At 62.4% G+C, this 17,251-nt stretch carries 18 protein-coding genes and 1 riboswitch; of the genes, 12 read left to right on the top strand and 6 right to left on the bottom strand.

Going from position 1 to position 17,251, the window contains the following annotated elements:
* The first annotated feature begins 105 nt into the window (after nt 1-105).
* The 5 genes from CEC48_RS09480 to mntP all read left to right on the top strand — a co-directional run bounded on the left by CEC48_RS09480 (nt 106) and on the right by mntP (nt 4,738).
* Complete coding sequence (locus CEC48_RS09480; RefSeq protein ID WP_088423506.1) at nt 106-1,122, top strand: ABC transporter permease; 1,017 nt, start codon at nt 106-108, stop codon at nt 1,120-1,122.
* A gap of 1 nt (nt 1,123) precedes the next feature.
* On the top strand, nt 1,124-2,023 hold the full coding sequence (gene ddpC / locus CEC48_RS09475; RefSeq protein WP_088423505.1) for a D,D-dipeptide ABC transporter permease: 900 nt from the start codon (nt 1,124-1,126) through the stop codon (nt 2,021-2,023).
* Complete coding sequence (locus CEC48_RS09470; protein ID WP_176438694.1) at nt 2,020-3,012, top strand: ABC transporter ATP-binding protein; 993 nt, start codon at nt 2,020-2,022, stop codon at nt 3,010-3,012. The genes ddpC and CEC48_RS09470 overlap by 4 nt, the downstream gene beginning before the upstream one ends.
* On the top strand, nt 3,012-3,956 hold the full coding sequence (locus CEC48_RS09465) for an ABC transporter ATP-binding protein (protein ID WP_088423503.1): 945 nt from the start codon (nt 3,012-3,014) through the stop codon (nt 3,954-3,956). The genes CEC48_RS09470 and CEC48_RS09465 overlap by 1 nt, the downstream gene beginning before the upstream one ends.
* A 41-nt stretch (nt 3,957-3,997) precedes the next feature.
* Nucleotides 3,998-4,135: riboswitch (yybP-ykoY riboswitch) on the top strand.
* Between the two features lie 39 nt (nt 4,136-4,174).
* Entirely contained in the window at nt 4,175-4,738 is a 564-nt protein-coding gene (gene mntP / locus CEC48_RS09460; protein WP_088423502.1) for a manganese efflux pump MntP, read from the top strand.
* A 124-nt stretch (nt 4,739-4,862) separates the two neighbouring features.
* Here the strand turns inward: mntP and CEC48_RS09450 are convergent, their stop codons facing one another.
* Nucleotides 4,863-5,930 carry an NAD(P)-dependent alcohol dehydrogenase gene (locus tag CEC48_RS09450; protein WP_176438693.1) on the bottom strand — a complete coding sequence of 356 codons (1,068 nt, stop codon included), beginning with the start codon at nt 5,928-5,930 and terminating at the stop codon, nt 4,863-4,865.
* Between the two features lie 148 nt (nt 5,931-6,078).
* On the opposite strand from CEC48_RS09450, the gene CEC48_RS09445 reads away from it, so the two are divergent.
* The 3 genes from CEC48_RS09445 (at nt 6,079) to CEC48_RS09435 (ending at nt 9,323) form a co-directional block, all read left to right on the top strand.
* Nucleotides 6,079-6,975, top strand: coding sequence for a VOC family protein (locus tag CEC48_RS09445; RefSeq protein WP_088423499.1), 897 nt, complete (start codon nt 6,079-6,081; stop codon nt 6,973-6,975).
* A gap of 10 nt (nt 6,976-6,985) precedes the next feature.
* Nucleotides 6,986-8,392, top strand: coding sequence for an alginate export family protein (locus CEC48_RS09440; protein WP_088423511.1), 1,407 nt, complete (start codon nt 6,986-6,988; stop codon nt 8,390-8,392).
* A gap of 112 nt (nt 8,393-8,504) precedes the next feature.
* A complete protein-coding gene (locus CEC48_RS09435; RefSeq protein WP_088423498.1) occupies nt 8,505-9,323 on the top strand; it encodes an alpha/beta fold hydrolase in 819 nt (272 codons plus the stop codon).
* A gap of 60 nt (nt 9,324-9,383) precedes the next feature.
* Here CEC48_RS09435 and CEC48_RS09430 read toward each other — a convergent pair whose 3' ends face one another.
* Nucleotides 9,384-9,800 carry a DoxX family protein gene (locus CEC48_RS09430; RefSeq protein ID WP_088423497.1) on the bottom strand — a complete coding sequence of 139 codons (417 nt, stop codon included), beginning with the start codon at nt 9,798-9,800 and terminating at the stop codon, nt 9,384-9,386.
* Nucleotides 9,801-9,999: 199 nt separating this feature from the next.
* Here CEC48_RS09430 and CEC48_RS09425 point away from each other — a divergent pair, with 199 nt between their 5' ends.
* Nucleotides 10,000-10,998: an NAD(P)H-quinone oxidoreductase gene (locus tag CEC48_RS09425; RefSeq protein WP_088423496.1), complete on the top strand. Its 999-nt coding sequence runs from the start codon at nt 10,000-10,002 to the stop codon at nt 10,996-10,998.
* Between the two features lie 16 nt (nt 10,999-11,014).
* On the opposite strand, the gene gcvA is transcribed toward CEC48_RS09425, so the two are convergent.
* Nucleotides 11,015-11,914: a transcriptional regulator GcvA gene (gene gcvA / locus CEC48_RS09420; protein WP_088423495.1), complete on the bottom strand. Its 900-nt coding sequence runs from the start codon at nt 11,912-11,914 to the stop codon at nt 11,015-11,017.
* Nucleotides 11,915-12,015: 101 nt separating this feature from the next.
* Here gcvA and CEC48_RS09415 point away from each other — a divergent pair, with 101 nt between their 5' ends.
* Nucleotides 12,016-12,621: a glutathione S-transferase gene (locus CEC48_RS09415; protein WP_088423494.1), complete on the top strand. Its 606-nt coding sequence runs from the start codon at nt 12,016-12,018 to the stop codon at nt 12,619-12,621.
* Nucleotides 12,622-12,628: 7 nt separating this feature from the next.
* On the opposite strand, the gene CEC48_RS09410 is transcribed toward CEC48_RS09415, so the two are convergent.
* Nucleotides 12,629-13,753: an alkene reductase gene (locus CEC48_RS09410; RefSeq protein WP_088423493.1), complete on the bottom strand. Its 1,125-nt coding sequence runs from the start codon at nt 13,751-13,753 to the stop codon at nt 12,629-12,631.
* A 95-nt stretch (nt 13,754-13,848) separates the two neighbouring features.
* Nucleotides 13,849-14,526, bottom strand: a complete 678-nt coding sequence (locus tag CEC48_RS09405) for a type 1 glutamine amidotransferase domain-containing protein (RefSeq protein ID WP_088423492.1) — start codon at nt 14,524-14,526, stop codon at nt 13,849-13,851.
* Between the two features lie 167 nt (nt 14,527-14,693).
* On the opposite strand from CEC48_RS09405, the gene CEC48_RS09400 reads away from it, so the two are divergent.
* Nucleotides 14,694-15,650 carry a GlxA family transcriptional regulator gene (locus CEC48_RS09400; RefSeq protein WP_088423491.1) on the top strand — a complete coding sequence of 319 codons (957 nt, stop codon included), beginning with the start codon at nt 14,694-14,696 and terminating at the stop codon, nt 15,648-15,650.
* 4 nt (nt 15,651-15,654) lie between these two features.
* Here CEC48_RS09400 and CEC48_RS09395 read toward each other — a convergent pair whose 3' ends face one another.
* Nucleotides 15,655-16,161: a GNAT family N-acetyltransferase gene (locus tag CEC48_RS09395; RefSeq protein WP_088423510.1), complete on the bottom strand. Its 507-nt coding sequence runs from the start codon at nt 16,159-16,161 to the stop codon at nt 15,655-15,657.
* A 190-nt stretch (nt 16,162-16,351) separates the two neighbouring features.
* On the opposite strand from CEC48_RS09395, the gene CEC48_RS09390 reads away from it, so the two are divergent.
* A complete protein-coding gene (locus CEC48_RS09390) occupies nt 16,352-17,224 on the top strand; it encodes an undecaprenyl-diphosphate phosphatase (protein WP_088423490.1) in 873 nt (290 codons plus the stop codon).
* Nucleotides 17,225-17,251: the final 27 nt, after the last annotated feature.

Genomic DNA, 17,251 nt, shown 5'->3' with positions numbered 1-17,251 from the left:
CCCGCTGGGCTGCGAAGCGGCCCCGAAAAAGCCAGGGCCGCTCCGCGCCCCAGCGGGAGCAAGCTCCCTCGCCACGACAAGCCTGCTCTCCACCCGAGGTGCCTCATGGCCTTCCTGAATATGTTGCGCAAACGCCTGTTCGGCCTGATTTTGGTCGTGGTCGGCGTTTCGCTGATTACCTTTTGCATCTCCCACCTGATCCCGGGTGACCCGGCGCGCCTGATTGCCGGCGACCGGGCCAGCGACGCCATCGTCGAGAACATCCGTCATCAACTGGGCCTCGACCTGCCGCTGTACCAGCAATACGGCCGCTACATGAGCGACCTGCTGCACGGCGACCTCGGCACATCGATCCGCACCAGCCGCCCGGTACTTGAAGACCTCAAAGCCTTTTTCCCGGCAACCCTGGAACTGGCGGTTGCCGCCCTGCTGCTCTCGGTGCTGGTAGGCGTGCCGCTTGGCGTACTGTCAGCGGTGTATCACAACCGCGCCATCGACCAGGTCGCCCGAACGCTGGCGGTCACCGGCATCTCAACCCCGGCCTTCTGGCTCGGCCTGGGCTTGATCGTGTTGTTCTACGGCCAACTCGGCTGGCTGCCCGGCAGCGGTCGGCTGGATGAAGGCCTGGAACCTGCGCGCACCATCACCGGGTTCTACCTGATCGACTCGCTGCTGGCCGGCGATATCCCGCTGTTCCTGAATGCCCTGGAACACCTGATCCTGCCCGCCGTCACCCTGGGTTTCGTCAACCTTGGCGTGGTTGCCCGGCAGATCCGCTCGGCGATGCTCGACCAGTTGGGCGAAGACTACATCCGCACCGCCCGCGCCTACGGGCTGTCACGTTGGGCGGTGATTTTGCGCCACGCCCTGCCCAACGCGCTGATCCCGTCGATCACTGTGCTCGGCCTGACCCTCGGTGACCTGCTGTACGGCGCCGTACTCACCGAAACCGTGTTCGCCTGGCCGGGCATGGGTGCCTACGTGGTGAAGTCGATCCAGTCCCTGGACTTCCCGGCAGTGATGGGCTTCGCGATCCTCGTGTCGTTTATTTATGTACTGCTCAACATGCTGATCGACCTGCTCTACCGCGTGGTCGACCCGCGCATCGGCGAGGTAAATTGAGATGACCGCTCCCCTGACCATGCCCGTGCCGGTACCCCTGGATCAGCGCCCCACCTGGCGCGCGCGCCTGGAATACCTGGGCTATCAAATACGCCGCAGCCCGCTGACCATCGCCGGCTTGACCATCACCCTGATCGTGCTGATCTGCATGGCGTTCGCCCCATGGTTGGCCAGCCATGATCCCAACGCGTTGAACCTGGCCCAACGCCTCGCCGAACCTTCCGCCGAACACTGGTTCGGCACCGATGAAGTCGGTCGAGACCTGTTCAGCCGGGTGTTGTACGGCAGCCGCCAGTCGGTGGGCGTCGGCTTGTTCGTGGCGTTTTCCTCGTGCCTGGTGGGTGGCCTGCTGGGCTGCCTGTCGGGGATTATCGGCGGGCGTTTCGACGGCCTGATCATGCGCCTGATGGACATCATGTTGTCGGTCCCGTCCCTGGTGCTGATCATGGCCCTGGCCGCCGCCCTGGGCCCAAGCCTGTTCAACGCGATGCTGGCGATTACCGTGGTGCGCATTCCGTTCTACGTGCGCCTGGCTCGCGGGCAAGCGTTGAGCATTCGGCAGATGGGCTACGTCAAGGCGTCCCAGACCTTCGGCGCCGGGCGCTGGCATATCGTGTCCTGGCACGTGGGCCGCAACGCCATGCCGCCGTTGCTGGTGCAATTGAGCCTGGACATCGGCAGCGCAATCCTGATGGCCTCGGCCCTGGGTTTCATCGGCCTGGGTGCACAACAGCCGACCGCCGAATGGGGCGCGATGGTCGCCACCGGGCGTAATTTTATTCTCGACAACTGGTGGTACTCGACCTTTCCGGGGCTGGCGATTCTGGTCACCGCGACCGGCTTCAACCTGCTGGGTGACGGTGTACGTGACCTGCTCGATCCACGGCAACAGGGGAAATGACCATGTCCAGCGCGGCAGTACTAGCGATCGACAACCTGAGCCTGGAATTCCCGGCTTACCGCAACAATGTGCAGGCGCTCAACGGCGTGTCCTTGCACGTCAACCCCGGCGAAATCGTCGGCGTGGTGGGTGAATCGGGCTCAGGCAAATCCGTGACCGCCATGCTCAGCCTGCGCCTGCTGCCGGAGCGCAGTTACCGGATCACCGCCGGCAGCTTGCAGATGCTCGGCCGCGACATGCTTGGTGCCAGCGAAAAGGAGCTGTTGCAGATTCGCGGGCGCGACGCGGCGATGATCTTCCAGGAACCCATGACCGCGCTGAACCCGACCCGGCGCATCGGCCGGCAAATGCTCGACGTGATCATCCACCACCAGCGCCTGAGCAAGGCTGCCGCCCGCGCCAAGGCCATCGCCCTGCTGCGGGACATGCACATCGCCGACCCCGAACAGGTGCTCGACAGCTACCCCTTCGAACTCTCCGGCGGCATGCGCCAGCGGGTGATGATCGCCCTGGCGTTTTCCTGCGACCCGCAGTTGCTGATCGCCGACGAACCCACCACCGCCCTCGACGTGACCGTGCAACGCCAGGTGCTGTTGCTGCTGCGGGAAAAGGCCCGGCAGCGCGGCACCGCGATTTTGCTGATCACCCACGACATGGCTGTGGTTTCGCAGTTCTGCGACCGGGTCTACGTGATGTACACCGGCGCCGTGGTGGAAGAAGGCCCGACCGCCCAAGTGATGAGCGACCCGCGCCACCCCTACACCCAAGGCCTGCTCAGCGGCCTGCCGGAACAAGTGAAACCCGGCGACGACCTGCTGACCATCCCCGGCCAGGTGCCCAACCTGGCCGCCCTGCCCTCAGGCTGCACCTTTCGTGAACGCTGCCCGCAGGCCATGAGCCAATGCATCGAGCGTCCGCGCCTGGATCTGATCAACCCTGCCGGCACCCGCAAAAGCGCGTGCTGGCTGACTGCCGGGGAGTCGGTGTAATGACAGTGTCCCAAGATTCACTGCTGGCGCTGCGGGATGTACGGGTCAAGTTCCCGGTAAAAACCGACTGGCTCGGCCGCCCGCGCGGTTACGCCCACGCCCTCAATGGCATCGACTTGCAGGTTCGCCGTGGCGAAACCCTGGGGATTGTCGGCGAATCGGGCTGCGGCAAAAGCACCCTCGCCCAACTGCTGATGGGGCTGGTAAAACCCAGCGACGGCGAAGTGGACTGGGTGTACGAAAGCGCCCGGGAACGTCATCGCCATGTGCAGATCGTGTTCCAGGACCCGCAATCGTCCCTCGACCCGCGCCTGCCCATCTGGAAAATCATCACCGAACCGCTGTTTGCTCTTGGCGATAAGGGCGAAATGCGCACCATCGCCGCCAAGGTCGCCGCGCAAGTGGGCATCCGCGCCGAATACCTCGACCGCTACCCGCACCAGTTCTCCGGCGGCCAGCGCCAACGCATCGCCATCGCCCGTGCACTGGCGTCCAACCCGAGCATCCTGGTGCTGGACGAACCGACCTCGGCACTCGACATCTCGGTACAGGCGCAAATCCTCAACCTGCTGGCGGAGCTGCAGAACCGGCTGGGCCTGACCTACATCCTGATCTCCCACAACGTCTCGGTGGTGCGGCACATGGCCGACCGGGTGGCGGTGATGTACCTGGGGCAGATCGTCGAACTGGGGTGCGCCGAGCAAGTGCTGGAGCAGCCGAAGCATCCGTATACCCAGCTGTTGCTGGAGGCGGTGCCCAAGCTTGGGGTGGCGCTGGATGATGCGTACGTCAGTGCGCCAACGGAGCTGCCGGGGAACCGGGTGTTGCCGGATGGGTGTTTCTTTCTCGACCGGTGCCCAAGGCGAACGAAAGGATGTGAGCGGCCGCAGCGGTTGACGGGGGGGATGAGTCAGCAGGTGCGGTGTCATTTGGAGCATCCGTGAGGCCCGTTTAACAAAATTTTCATGTAGCCGAGGCTATAATCCGCCACCTCGTTGGGGAGTAGCCTGCTTCGGATTCTCGAAGCGTTCGTATCAACATTCTCGGCAACATGCCGTGGTGCGAACACCATGTTGGTTGGTGAGACCAGCGACACATCCATGCCTAAAGTCGGGCGTGTGGTTGTGTCGTTGACTCATATAGCCCGACTGGAAGCCTTACCGTGAACCCCATTTCCCTCATCCTTCTCGCCCTTGCCATGTCCACGGACGCCTTTGCGGCGGCCATCGGCAAAGGTTCCAGCCTGCACAAACCGCGTTTGACCGAAGCCCTGCGGGCCGGCCTGATCTTTGGTGTGATTGAAGCCATCACGCCGATTATCGGCTGGGCCATCGGCCAGGCGGCCACCCGCTGGGTGCAAAACTGGGACCACTGGATCGCCTTCACCCTGCTGGTCGGCCTGGGCCTGCACATGATCTACAACGGTTTGAAAGCCGATGACCCAGAGGAAGAAAAACCAAGCCAGCACTCGTTCATGATCCTTGCCGTGACCGCCTTTGCCACCAGCATTGATGCCCTGGCGGTCGGCGTGGGCCTGGCGTTTGTTGACGTGAATATCCTGGTGGCGGCTGCAGCCATCGGCGTGGCGACGATGACCATGGTCACCCTCGGCATGATGCTCGGCCGGGTGCTGGGGGCGGTGGTGGGCAAGCGCGCCGAGATGGTCGGCGGCGTGGTGTTGATGCTGGTGGGTGCGACGATTTTGTATGAGCACCTGTCGGTGTAGAAACTAGCGAAGATCAAACTGTGGGAGCTGGCTTGCTCGCGAAGGCGGTGTGTCAGTCGCTGGATCGGTTGGCTGAATCACCGTTTTCGCGAGCAAGCCCGCTCCCACAGGGGATCTGCGGCGATCAGGCCGCGTGCTGTTCTTTCTTCAGGCTGTCGATGTCGATCACAAACCGATACTTCACATCGCCCTTGAGCATGCGCTCGTAGGCTTCATTGATGTTCTGGATGTCGATCATCTCGATGTCCGAGACAATCCCGTGCTTGGCGCAGAAATCCAGCATGTCCTGGGTTTCCTGGATGCCACCGATCAACGACCCGGCCAGGCTGCGGCGCTTGAAGATCAGGTTGAACACGGTCGGTGACGGGTGCGGGCTGTCCGGGGCGCCGACCAGGGTCATGGTGCCGTCGCGCTTGAGCAGGTTGAGGAACGCATCCAGGTTATGGGACGCGGCCACGGTGTTGAGGATGAAGTCCAGGGAGTTGGCGACCTTGGCCATTTCATCCTGGTTCTTCGACACCACGACTTCATCGGCGCCCAGGCGCAGGCCGTCTTCGCGTTTGTTCGGCGAGGTGGTGAACAGCACCACGTAGGCGCCCATGGCGTGGGCGATTTTCACCGCCATATGCCCCAGGCCACCCAAACCGACGACACCGACGCGCTTGCCCGGCCCGACTTTCCAGTGGTGCAGCGGTGAGTAGGTGGTAATCCCGGCACACAGCAGCGGAGCGACTGCCGCCAGGTTGCTCTCGTCGTGGGAGATGCGCAGGACGAACTTCTCCTTGACCACGATATTGTCCGAGTAGCCGCCGAAGGTATTTTCGCCGCCAAATACGGGGCCGTTGTAGGTGCCGGTGAAACCGTTCTCGCAGTACTGCTCCTCGCCTTCGGCGCAGGACGCGCACGTCTGGCAGCTGTCAACCATGCAGCCGACACCGGCCAGGTCGCCCACCTTGAATTTGCTGACATTGGCGCCCACTGCGGTCACTCGGCCCACGATTTCATGGCCTGGCACCGACGGGTACAGGGTGTTGTGCCACTCGTTGCGCACGGTGTGCAGGTCCGAGTGGCAGACGCCGCAGTAAAGGATGTCCATCTGCACGTCATCGGCCCCGGGGGCGCGACGTTCAAATGTGAAGGGCTTGAGTGAATCCTTGGGATCCCGGGCGGCGTAGCTGTAAGTCTTGGCCATTTCGTTCACCTGTTTGTTCAGACGTTGAAGACAGTTGACCCGCATAGACGCTGAACCGTTCAACCGAGCACGTCCATACAATCCGCTCGACGGCGAGGCCCCTAAGCTGGCGACTTTCGATCACGTTAAAAAGTGCTGGAGAGTGGCCATGTGCAACAAAGTGAAGACGATATCCCTGGCATTGACGCTGTTGGCCGCACAGATGATGGGCAGCGCGTTTGCGGCAACACCGAATGTGGCCGTGGCGCCGCAATACGACACCAGCCACGTCTACGTCGCCCCGGCTGACGTGGACCGCTTTGCCCAGAGCTTTCTCGCCACCTTCGGTGGCAAAAGCACGGCCCAGGTGGTGGTGAATGTGCTGCCGGTGCCCAGCAGCACCACCTCACAATTACTGCAGACGCCGGCGGGTACGGTGTCGTTGTTCGGCTTCACCACACCCGTCCCGCATCCATTCGGTCAAGAGCGTAACGGCTACCTGGTCAAGGACATGGACCTTGCACTCAAGGCTGCCCGGGAAAACGGCGCGGCAGTGATCGTCAGTGACTTTCCCGACCCCATCGGCCGTGATGCCGTGATTCAGTGGCCGGGGGGCGTGAACATGCAGCTGTATTGGCACACCAAGACGCCGGATTATGCGGCGTTCCAAACGGTTCCGGAGAACCGGGTGTATGTCTCGGGTGATCGGGCCGACACCTTCATCAAGGCGTTCCTCGGTTTTTCCCATGGCAAGGTCCTGGCGGATGACAAGCACGCGCCTGCCGTCGATATCGGGCAAGCCAGTGGCAGCTACCGTCGCGTGGAGATCGAGTCACCGTTCGGGCGCATGGCCGTTTTGGTCACCAACGGCCAACTGCCCTACCCCTTCGGCCATGAAACCACCGGTTATCAGGTGACCGACCTGGCCGCCACACTGGCCAAGGCGACCGGCTCCGGCGCCACGGTGTTGGTGGCGGCCCATGACAGCAAGGCCCGTCGCAGCGCCATGGTCGAATTTCCGGGCGGCTACGTCGCCGAAATCCACCAACCTCTTGCCCTGAAGTGAGCACATGCCGATGACTCGACGCACCGGGGCAAGCCTGCCAGGCTGGGGCCTGGCCGTGTTGTGGCCGCTGCTTGCGAGTAGCGCCCACGCTGACGATCAACCGACACGGCCGGCGATCAAGGCCAACCGCTGGCAGGAAGACTGGTCCGTGCTCAAGGACCCGACGCTGCGCACCCAACCCCTGGACAGCTTGAAGTACATCCCGCTGTCCAGCGCCAACCCGTTCACTTACCTGTCCCTGGGCGCGACCTTGCGCGAGCGCTTCGAGATGAACGACGCCAGCGGTTTCGGCGTGAAGAACGTGGCCCGTGACCGGTACCTGATCCAGCGTTTCCAGGTGCATGCCGACCTGCACCTGAACGAAAACTGGCGGGTATTCACCCAGCTGGAAGATGCGCGGGCCTATGACAAGACCTCGATCGGCGGCGCCGACCAGGACCGTGTCGACCTGCGCCTGGCCTTTGCCGAATACATCAACACCTTCAGTGCCGGCACGTTCAAGGGCCGCATCGGCCGGCAGGACTTTGCCTTCGACTTGCAGCGCTTTATTTCGTCACGGGACGGACCGAATGTGCGCCAGTCCTTTGATGCACTGTGGGCCGACTGGGAAACCAGCGACTGGCGTTTTATCGGGATCGCCAGCCACCCGGTGCAGTACCAGGACGAGCGGCACTTCGACGATAAGTCCAACGCCGACGCTCAGTTTCACATGCTGCGGGTCGAGCGGCTGGTAGGCGGCAAGAATGAGCTGTCGGCCTATTACGGGGTTTATGAACGCAGCGATGCCCACTACCTGGACGGCGACGGCGATGAGAAACGCCAGCTATTCGACGCGCGGTTGGGCGGCGCGGCCCTGGGCTTCGACTGGGACATTGAAGCCATGCTGCAAGGTGGCTCGGTGGGGCACAAGGATATTCGTGCCTGGGGCGGCGGCAGCCGCGTGGGTTATACCTTCGACAGCGTGGCCTGGGCGCCGCGCGTCGGGTTGCAGATGGATATTGCCTCGGGCGACCGCCACCCTGGTGACGGCACGGTGGGCACGTTCAACCCGCTGTTCCCCAATGGCTACTACTTTTCCCTGGCGGGTTATACGGGCTACAGCAACCTGATTCACGTCAAGCCGTCGATCACCGTCAAGCCCATCGCCAAGCTGAGCGTTCAGACCGCCGTCGGCCTGCTCTGGCGGCAAACCACCGCAGACGCGGTCTACACTCAGCCAAACCTGCCGGTTGCCGGAACCGCAGGCCAGGGTGGGCGCTGGACCGGCGCCTATACCCAACTGCGAACCGACTATGGGTTTACCCCCAACCTCACCGGTGCCGTCGAAGCCGTGCACTACGCGATCGGCCAGACGCTGCGGGATGCGGGCGGACATGACAGTAATTACCTGGGGGTCGAACTCAAGTTCAGTTGGTAAACCCAACGAAGCACACCCGTACAAGCCCGGCCGGGGCTTTTCGACAATAGTCAGCCTTTGCCTTTGATACCCACCCATGCACGCCGATCAGGCTCGCACTCAAGGAGTTTCCATGAGCACATTCCTCACCAAAGACGGTACCGAAATCTACTTCAAGGACTGGGGCAGCGGTAAGCCCGTGCTGTTCAGCCACGGCTGGCCGCTGGACGCCGACATGTGGGAATACCAGATGGAATACCTGAGCAGCCGCGGCTACCGCACCATCGCGTTTGACCGCCGTGGTTTTGGCCGCTCGGACCAACCCTGGACCGGTAACGACTACGACACCTTCGCCGACGATATCGCCGAACTGATCAACCACCTGGACCTGCAAGACGTGACCCTGGTGGGCTTTTCCATGGGCGGTGGCGACGTCGCCCGCTACATCGCGCGCCATGGCAACGCGCGCGTGGCCGGCCTGGTGTTGCTGGGGGCAGTGACGCCGCTTTTCGGCCAGAAAGCCGATTACCCGCAGGGCGTTCCCACCGAGGTGTTCGACGGCATCAAGGCCGGCCTGCTGAAGGACCGCGCACAGTTCATTTCCGACTTCAACACGCCGTTCTTCGGCATCAACAAGGGCCAGAAAGTCTCCGACGGCGTACTGACCCAGACCTTGCAGATCGCCATGCTCGCCTCGCTCAAGTCCACCGTGGATTGCGTCACCGCATTCTCGCAAACCGACTTCCGCCCGGACATGGCCACGATCGACGTGCCGACCCTGGTCATCCACGGTGATGGCGACCAGATCGTGCCGTTCGAAACCACCGGCAAGGTGGCCGCCGAGATGATCAACGGCGCCGAACTGAAGGTGTACAAGGATGCGCCACACGGCTTCGCTGTCACTCACGCCGAAGCCTTGAACGAAGACCTGCTGGCGTTCCTGAAGCGCTGAACCGATTGCATCACCCTGCGACACCTCCTTTTGGCCGGGCTTGCGCCCGGCCTTTTTTATTCAGGCAAAACGCAGGGCCCCGCCCCACCGCTGGTTGAGCGCCAATCGTCCGGGCCCGGCAATCAGAATGCTCGTGAAAATGATCAACAGCAGCCAGCCAAACTGCCCTTCGAGCAGTGTCCACTCCGGATGCACCACCAGCATGGCGATCAGCAGCACGCTCAGGATCGGCAAGCAGGCCAGGCGCACCAGCACCCCGGCAATGATCAACAGCGGGCACAATACTTCGGCGAATATCGCCAGCAACAGTGTCACGTTCGCCCCCAGGTGAAAGGGATCCTCGATCACCTTCAACTGTTCGCCATAGTCCAGCAGCTTGGGCAGGCCATGGACCCACAGCAGGAACAATCCCCCGCTGCCCCGCAGAAACAGCAGCCCGAAATCCCGTGCCCATTCGTCCCGTTGTAATGCGTTCATAAGCGACCTGTCTCCGTGACGTTCACCGGCGTCAACACGCCGGAACCAAGGCCGATTGTGCAGGGGCAGGCCCCGAGGGAATTGCACGGGCGTGCTCTGTGTGTTTACTCGTTGTTGCTGGAACTGGGCATGATGATGCTGAACCGTCCCCCCCTGAAGGTGGTCCCACCCATACGCTCATTGCGACAGGTACGCTCAAATGAATCTGCCCCACGAAATGACCCTGATCGAAATCACCACCCCCGGCGGCCCCGAGGTCCTGAAACCTCGCCAGGAGCCGATGCCTGCCGCCGGCCCCGGCGAAGTGCTGATCCGCGTGCACGCCGCCGGCGTCAACCGCCCGGACGCCCTGCAACGCGCCGGCAAGTACCCGATGAAACCCGGCATGAGCCCGTTCCCCGGGCTGGAAGTGGCCGGTGTGGTGGTCGCGCTGGGCGAAGGTGTCAGCGAATACGCGCTGGGCGACAAGGTGTGCGCCCTGACCAATGGCGGCGGTTATGCGCAGTACTGCGTGGCACCGGCCAGCCAGGCCTTGCCGGTTCCCGAAGGCATGGAGTGGGTTCAGGCGGCGGCGATTCCGGAAACCTTCTTTACCGTATGGGCCAATCTGTTTGGCATCGGCGGCGCGCATAAAGACCAGCGCGTGCTGATTCACGGCGGCACCAGCGGCATCGGCACCACCGCGCTGATGCTCTGCCGCGAGTTTGGTATCGAAGCGTTTGCCACCGCCGGCAGCGCAGAAAAATGCGCCGCCATCCGCGAACTGGGGGCCGAACCGATCAACTACCGTGATCAGGATTTCGCTCAGGTCATCGCTGAAAAAACCGCTGGCAAGGGTGTCAACGTGATCCTCGACATCATGGGTGGCTCCTACCTGAACAACAACATCAGCGCCCTGGCCATGGAAGGCCGGTTGGTGATGCTCGGTTTCCTGGGCGGTGCACATGCCAAGGACATCGACCTGCTGGCGATCCTTGGCAAACGCGCGATCGTCACCGGCTCGTTGCTGCGCTCGCGCACCCGGGAAGAAAAAGCCGCGATTGCCCAGCAACTGCGCGAGCACGTGTGGCCGGTGTTGTCGGCCGGGCGTTGCCTGCCGATGATCGACAAGGTGTATGCCTACACCGACGCCGCGCAGGCCCATGCACGGATGGAGGGTGGCGAGCATATCGGCAAGATAGTGTTGCGGATGGACTGAGAAAAACCAGCCCGTATCAGGCCTGACTTTTCAGGAGGACCTGATACGTTTGCGCCTCGGCCAACAACCAGTCGGAAAACGCCCGCTGCTTGTTCGCCGAACGCTCCCGTGGCGGCCACACCAGCCAATACGGATAAGGGTACGGCGCACTGATCTCGCTCAGTTGCACCAACTCGCCCCGCACGATGGCGTCATGCACCAGGCTGCGCCGATCCAGCGCGATGCCCTGGCCCAACCGCACCGCCTCCAGCACCAGGTTCGAATCGTTACTGCAAAGGCCCTGACGCTCAACAGCCATTTCGACACCGGCCGCCTGGCACCAGGGCAACCAGGATTCAGTGCTATGGATAATCCGGCTCTCGATGATCTGCCTTGGCGTACTCGGCAGTCGCCCGCCATTGAAGTGCGGGGCCGCGACCACCACCAGCTCGTCATGAAACAGTAACGTCTGCTCCACGCCATCCCAGTCGCCCTTGCCCATGCGAATGCCAATGTCTACCGATTCCTGATGCAGGTTGGAAACCGTCAGGCTTGCTTGCAAACGGATATTGATGTCGGGGTAAAGCTGCTGAAACGCCGGCAGCCTCGGGATCAACCAGGCACGGGCAAACGAGGGAATGACAGCGACCACCAGCTCACCCATTTTCGGCTGGGCCTGGATCGTGCGGGTGGCGTGCTCGATATCCGCCAGCGCCTGGCGAATTTGCAACGCATACAGGCGGCCATCCTCGCTGACACGCAGCCCGCGACCTTCACGCACAAACAGCGTGAGGCCGACCATCTCCTCCAGCGCCTTGATCTGCTGGCTGATGGCTGAATGGGTGACGTGCAATTCCTTGGCCGCCAGGGTCACGCTCCCCAGCCTGGCGGTGGCTTCAAAACTGCGCAGTGCGGTCAAGGGCGGGAAAGCATTCATGTAAGCCTGGCTAACCTTTCATGGTAAATAAGATCGATATTACGGAAGAAAGTCGCCCTGTAAAGTCATCTGAATTTAACACTGCGGTAAATGGAGGCTTCATGAAACTGGTCGGTATGCTGGACTCGCCCTACGTGCGCCGCGTAGCCATTTCCCTTGAGCTGTACGGTGTCGCGTTTGAACATCAGGCATTGTCGGTGTTCAGCACGTTCGATGAGTTTTCCAGGATCAACCCGGTGGTCAAGGCGCCGACGCTGGTGCTGGATGACGGGACGATGCTGATGGATTCAGGGCTGATCCTCGATTACCTGGAAGCCCTGGCGCCGGTCGGCAACAAGCTGTTGCCCCAGCAAGCAGCGGCGCTTGCCAGGGATTTACAAGTGATCGGCCTGGCGCTGGCCGCGTGCGAAAAAACCGTGCAGATCGTCTACGAACATCACCTGCGGCCCGCCGAAAAGCTTCACCAGCCCTGGATCGACCGCGTGACCGGGCAACTGCTGGCGGCTTATGCGTTATTGGAGACGTTGGTGGCTGGGCGTGACAGCGAGGCGCCGCTGAACCAGGCGAGCGTGACGGTGGCGGTCGCTTGGTCCTTCAGCCAGCTCAAATTGCGGGATGTGGTCAAGGCGGACGCGTTCCCCCACTTGCAGCGCCACACGGCACTCGCGGAGCAGCATCCGGCGTTCCGCAAGTACCCGACCGAGTAGCCAGCGATTACCCGGCGTACACCGGGTAATCGGTGAAGCCCACTTCGGTGCCGCCATACAGGCCGGCAGCGTTCAACGGGTTCAGCGGCCAGCCGTTGAGGATGCGCTGGGGCAAATCAGGGTTGGCAATGTAGGGCCGACCAAATGCAATCAGGTCTGCCAGCCCAGCCTCTACCAGCCTCGCACCGCGCTCTGCGGTGTAGCGGCCGGCGTAGATGATGCGACCGGTGAAGGTATCGCGCACTGCCTGGCGGAACGACTCGGGCAACTCGGGGGCGTTGTCCCAGTCAGCCTCGGCGATGGACACGTAGGCGATGCCGGCAGCCTCAAGCACCTTGATCGCCTCGATGTAGGTGTGATGCGGGTCTTCCTCGACAAGGCCGATGTAAACCCGGTCTTGATCTGTGCCGCTGAACAACGGCGCAAAGCGCACACCGAGGCGTTCCGGGCCGACCACGTCGACCACCGCCTCGACGATTTCCCGCAGGAAGCGCAGGCGATTGTGCAGCGAACCACCGTACTCATCGTCACGCTGGTTGGAATGCGCCGAGATGAATTGGTTGACCAGGTAGCCGTTGGCCGAATGAATTTCCACGCCATCAAACCCGGCAGCCAGTGCATTTTTTGCAGCCTGGGCATAAAGCCCGACCAGCGCCTTGACCTCGGCGGTCGCCAAGGCGCGGGGCTCCGGCGGCTGTACCAGCTCACCGGTACCCGTCCCGGTTTCAATGAACGCCTTGACTTGCTGCGGCTGGATCGCCGAAGGCGCGACGGGGGCTGCGCCGTCGGGTTGCAGGTCGGGATGGGACACGCGTCCCACGTGCCAAAGCTGGGCGAAAATCACGCCGCCTTCAGCATGCACGGCATCAGTCACCGTGCGCCAGCCGTCGATCTGCGCCGGGGTGTAGATGCCCGGCGTCCAGGCATAACCCTGGCCACGGGGCTCGATCTGCGTGCCCTCGCTGACCATGAAGCCGGCGGTGGCGCGCTGGCGGTAATAGACGGCCATCAGGTCTGTGGCGATGTCGCCGGGCTGGGCGCTTCGCTGGCGCGTGAGTGGCGGCAGCACGATGCGGTTTTTCAGGGTGTGGTGCCCCAGTTTGATCGGGGTACCTAAAGCGCTGTTACTCATGACGGGTATTCCAGAGTTGAATTTCGGGCGAACAGAAGCTGCCGGCTCCCGGTTAAGGGAGCCGCCAACAACATGCTTGTGGGGGATTTAGCGGGTTAGGCGGTGAGCTTCAACAGCGCTTTGGCAACGTCGCTTGAACTGGCAGGATTCTGCCCGGTAACCAGCAGGCCATCTTCAATCACAAAGGACTGCCAATCAGCACCCTTTTCATACTTGCCGCCCAGTGCCTTGAAATCATCTTCGATCAGGAACGGCACCACGTCGGTCAGGCCAACCGCCGCTTCTTCGGAGTTGGAGAAGCCGGTGACGCGTCGGCCCTTGACCAGCGGCTCACCGTTGACGGCCTTGACGTGACGCAAGGCGCCCGGAGCGTGGCAAACAAAGCCGATGGGCTTGCCGGCACGTTCGAAGGCTTCGATCAACGCGATGGAGGTTTTCGACTCTGCCAGGTCCCACAGCGGGCCGTGGCCGCCTGGGTAGAAGACGGTGTCGAAGCCGTCGGCGTTGACCGAGTCCAGCTTCAGCGTGGTGGCCAGGGCCTGCTGGGCCGCCGGGTCAGTGGCGAAGCGGCGGGTTTGTTCGGTTTGCGAGTCCGGCAGGTCACTGACCGGGTCCAGCGGTGGCTGCCCACCGGTCGGCGAGGCCAGGGTCACGTCGGCCCCGGCGTCCTTGAACGCGTAGTACGGTGCAGCAAATTCTTCGAGCCAGAACCCGGTCTTGCGGCCGGTGTCGCCAAGCTGGTCGTGAGAAGTCAAAACCATCAATACTTTCATGTGCCAGTGCCTCGGGGTGATGTGGGTTGGAATGGATTGAAGCTTAGGAGCCGGGCCAAAACCGCACAATGTCATGTCCGCAAGGATTCCGGACATTGCGCCAAGCCGGTTGCCGTTTACCCGGCACACGCCGACAATCAACGCTCCGCGCCCCTTGGAGAGTAGAGATGCACAGCATTGCGCTGATGGTTTACCCGAACTTTCAATCCTTAAGCCTTAGCCTGGGCTCGGTGTTCGAGTGCGCGAATCTGCTGCGTGGCGAGCAGGCGTATGAGTTTCACCTGGTGTCGGAAAGTGGCGGCCCGATCATGACGTCCCAGGGTTTCTCGGTGAACAGCACGCCGATCCGGCCTGAGGGCTATGACACATTGATCGTCAGCGGCTACCTGGAGTTCCAACTGCCTGATGCCAACCTGTTGAAGCTGGTCCAGGCGGCCTCCAAGCAGTCGCGGCGGATTGCTTCGCTGTGCATGGGGATCTTCGTGCTGGCCGAGGCCGGGTTACTTGAGGGCAAGCGCGCAACCACCCACTGGTTGCACGCACCGGCCTTTCGCAAGCGCTATCCGCAGATTCGCCTGGAGGAAGACAAACTGTTTGTCGTCGACGGCCAGATCTGGACCGGCGCCGGCATGAGCGCCGGGGTGGACCTGGCATTGGCCATGGTGGAGAACGACCTGGGCAGTGACCTCGCCCGCCGCATCGCGCGCAAGCTGGTGATTGCCCAACGGCGTGGCAGCGAGCAGTCGCAACTGTCGGCGTTGCTGGAGCTGGACCCAAAATCTGACCGCGTGCAGTTGGCCCTGGCCTATGCCCGCGAGAACCTGACCCACGACCTTTCCGTCGAGGCATTGGCAGACGTGGCGCGGCTCAGCCCACGCCAGTTCAGCCGGGTGTTTCGCGAGGAGACCGGGCAAACCCCGGCCAAAGCCATCGAGTCCCTGCGGGTGGAAGCCGCCCGGGCGATGATGGAGACCAGCCGGCATCCGGTGGAAGTGGTCGCCCGCGAGACCGGGTTCGGTGATCGCGAGCGGATGCGCCAGGCGTTTCTGCGTGCGTTCGGGCAGCCGCCACAGGCGATGCAGGCGGCGCTGTTCAGTGCAGGGGCTGGCGCAGCGTTCAGCTGATGCCTTAGTGCAGCGCTACTCGTGTCACCAGGAAACTCAGCAGGTTCGGCTCATCATCCAGCTCGATGGCCTGCACCGGGCGCGGCAGGTTATCCAGCACCGTGCGCCAGAACGCCTGGGATACTTCATCCTGGTCATAGAAACGCACCAGCCAATTCGCCTCGCCGCTGCTCAACACTTGGGTGGCGATGGCGCGGCCAATGCCCTTGCGGCGGTAGCGTTTCAGGATGAACAGGTCTGCCAGTTCCAGCGCGTCGATCCCGGGCAATTCGCTGCCTTCGATCAGCAGGAAGCCTGCGATAAACCCGTCGACCAACAGCAAGTTGGCGCTCCACTGCGGGTCTTGCCAGTAGCGGGCCAGATGCTCCTCATGAATGTAGAAGCGGCCGTCCACCTCGACATCTTCCTGTTCCCAGTCCGAGGACTCGTAGGCGTAGAACTGGTAGAGGTTGGCGATCAGCGCGGCATGTTCCGGGCCGGTCTCGATCAATTCGACGGTGCTATCGGGGATTGCAGGCATGGGCATCTCGGTAAAAAAACAGGGCGCCATTGTCAACAAAAGCCAGCGGCAATGCCAATAAGTCGGTCAAGCTTTCTGCTTGCTGAACCGATCGCTCTTTTCTCTTGTCAATGGCAAAATCATTACAAGGTTAGACTAAACTCCGCATCACTTCCCTCCCCTTATTCTCAGGATAAGTACTTTGACAAACGTCTGCACCAGCGGCCTCGATGTCGGCTTTGCGTCCCTGGATTACCTGCAAATCGGCATCCTGGGCATCATTCAAGGCATCACCGAATTGTTGCCCGTGTCTTCCACCGCCCATATGCGCATCGTGCCCGCCCTGCTCGGCTGGCCCGATCCAGGCTCGGCATTCTCCGCTGCCATGCAGTTGGCTGCACTGGCCGCGGTGGTCAGTTACTTCTGGAAGGATGTGCGCCAGGTCACGGTCGGCAGCATCACTGCGGTGCGCCAGGGCGACTACAACAACCAGTGGTTCAAGCTGGCGGTGGCCATTGTGTTGGCGACGATTCCGATTGGTATCGCCGGCATTGCCTTGTCGTCGACGCTCAACGCGTGCAATTCGCCGCTGCGCGGGCTGATGGTAATCGGGATTTCCTGCCTGGTGATGGCGGTGCTGCTGGCGGCGGCTGAACTCAGCGCCAGGCATAAGCGCACGGTGGGTGAAATGCGCCTGCGGGATGCGTTGATTGTCGGCATTGCGCAGATCGGCGCGCTGATTCCGGGGGTTTCCCGCTCGGGTTCGACCCTGACTGCCGCACTGTTCCTCAACTTCAAGCGTGAAGAAGCGGCGCGGTTTTCGTTCCTGCTGGGCTTGCCGGCGATCGCCCTGGCAGGCTTGAAGGAGCTGTGGGTGTTGTTCCACGCCGACCTTCCCGCTCACGCCTGGCCGCACCTGATCTTTGGCCTGGTGGTTGCCAGTGTCTCGGCGTTCTTCGCGATCTGGGGCCTGATGAAGTTCCTGGAGCGGTTCTCCACCTGGCCGTTCGTGATTTACCGCGCGGTGCTGGGGGTGTTCCTGATTGTTGCGGTAAGCACCGGGCTGCTGGCCTAAGGGGCGCAGTCGGCCAGTTCTTCAAGC

This window comes from Pseudomonas sp. K2I15, assembly GCF_002204795.1.
Classification (GTDB): domain Bacteria; phylum Pseudomonadota; class Gammaproteobacteria; order Pseudomonadales; family Pseudomonadaceae; genus Aquipseudomonas.
The sequence above is the reverse complement of the archived record's forward strand: the minus strand, read 5'-3'. Positions and strand labels throughout refer to the sequence as shown.

Excerpts from the sequence above, each read along its gene's own strand:
- CEC48_RS09415 (WP_088423494.1), top strand. The coding sequence starts at position 12,016 with ATGAAACTGGTCGGTATGCTGGACTCGCCCTACGTGCGCCGCGTAGCC.
- CEC48_RS09480 (WP_088423506.1), top strand. The coding sequence starts at position 106 with ATGGCCTTCCTGAATATGTTGCGCAAACGCCTGTTCGGCCTGATTTTG.
- CEC48_RS09470 (WP_176438694.1), top strand. The coding sequence starts at position 2,020 with ATGACCATGTCCAGCGCGGCAGTACTAGCGATCGACAACCTGAGCCTG.
- CEC48_RS09450 (WP_176438693.1), bottom strand. The coding sequence starts at position 5,930 with ATGGCCAAGACTTACAGCTACGCCGCCCGGGATCCCAAGGATTCACTC.
- CEC48_RS09425 (WP_088423496.1), top strand. The coding sequence starts at position 10,000 with ATGAATCTGCCCCACGAAATGACCCTGATCGAAATCACCACCCCCGGC.
- CEC48_RS09410 (WP_088423493.1), bottom strand. The coding sequence starts at position 13,753 with ATGAGTAACAGCGCTTTAGGTACCCCGATCAAACTGGGGCACCACACC.
- CEC48_RS09435 (WP_088423498.1), top strand. The coding sequence starts at position 8,505 with ATGAGCACATTCCTCACCAAAGACGGTACCGAAATCTACTTCAAGGAC.
- CEC48_RS09440 (WP_088423511.1), top strand. The coding sequence starts at position 6,986 with ATGACTCGACGCACCGGGGCAAGCCTGCCAGGCTGGGGCCTGGCCGTG.
- CEC48_RS09465 (WP_088423503.1), top strand. The coding sequence starts at position 3,012 with ATGACAGTGTCCCAAGATTCACTGCTGGCGCTGCGGGATGTACGGGTC.
- CEC48_RS09405 (WP_088423492.1), bottom strand. The coding sequence starts at position 14,526 with ATGAAAGTATTGATGGTTTTGACTTCTCACGACCAGCTTGGCGACACC.
- CEC48_RS09445 (WP_088423499.1), top strand. The coding sequence starts at position 6,079 with ATGTGCAACAAAGTGAAGACGATATCCCTGGCATTGACGCTGTTGGCC.
- CEC48_RS09400 (WP_088423491.1), top strand. The coding sequence starts at position 14,694 with ATGCACAGCATTGCGCTGATGGTTTACCCGAACTTTCAATCCTTAAGC.
- ddpC (WP_088423505.1), top strand. The coding sequence starts at position 1,124 with ATGACCGCTCCCCTGACCATGCCCGTGCCGGTACCCCTGGATCAGCGC.
- gcvA (WP_088423495.1), bottom strand. The coding sequence starts at position 11,914 with ATGAATGCTTTCCCGCCCTTGACCGCACTGCGCAGTTTTGAAGCCACC.
- CEC48_RS09430 (WP_088423497.1), bottom strand. The coding sequence starts at position 9,800 with ATGAACGCATTACAACGGGACGAATGGGCACGGGATTTCGGGCTGCTG.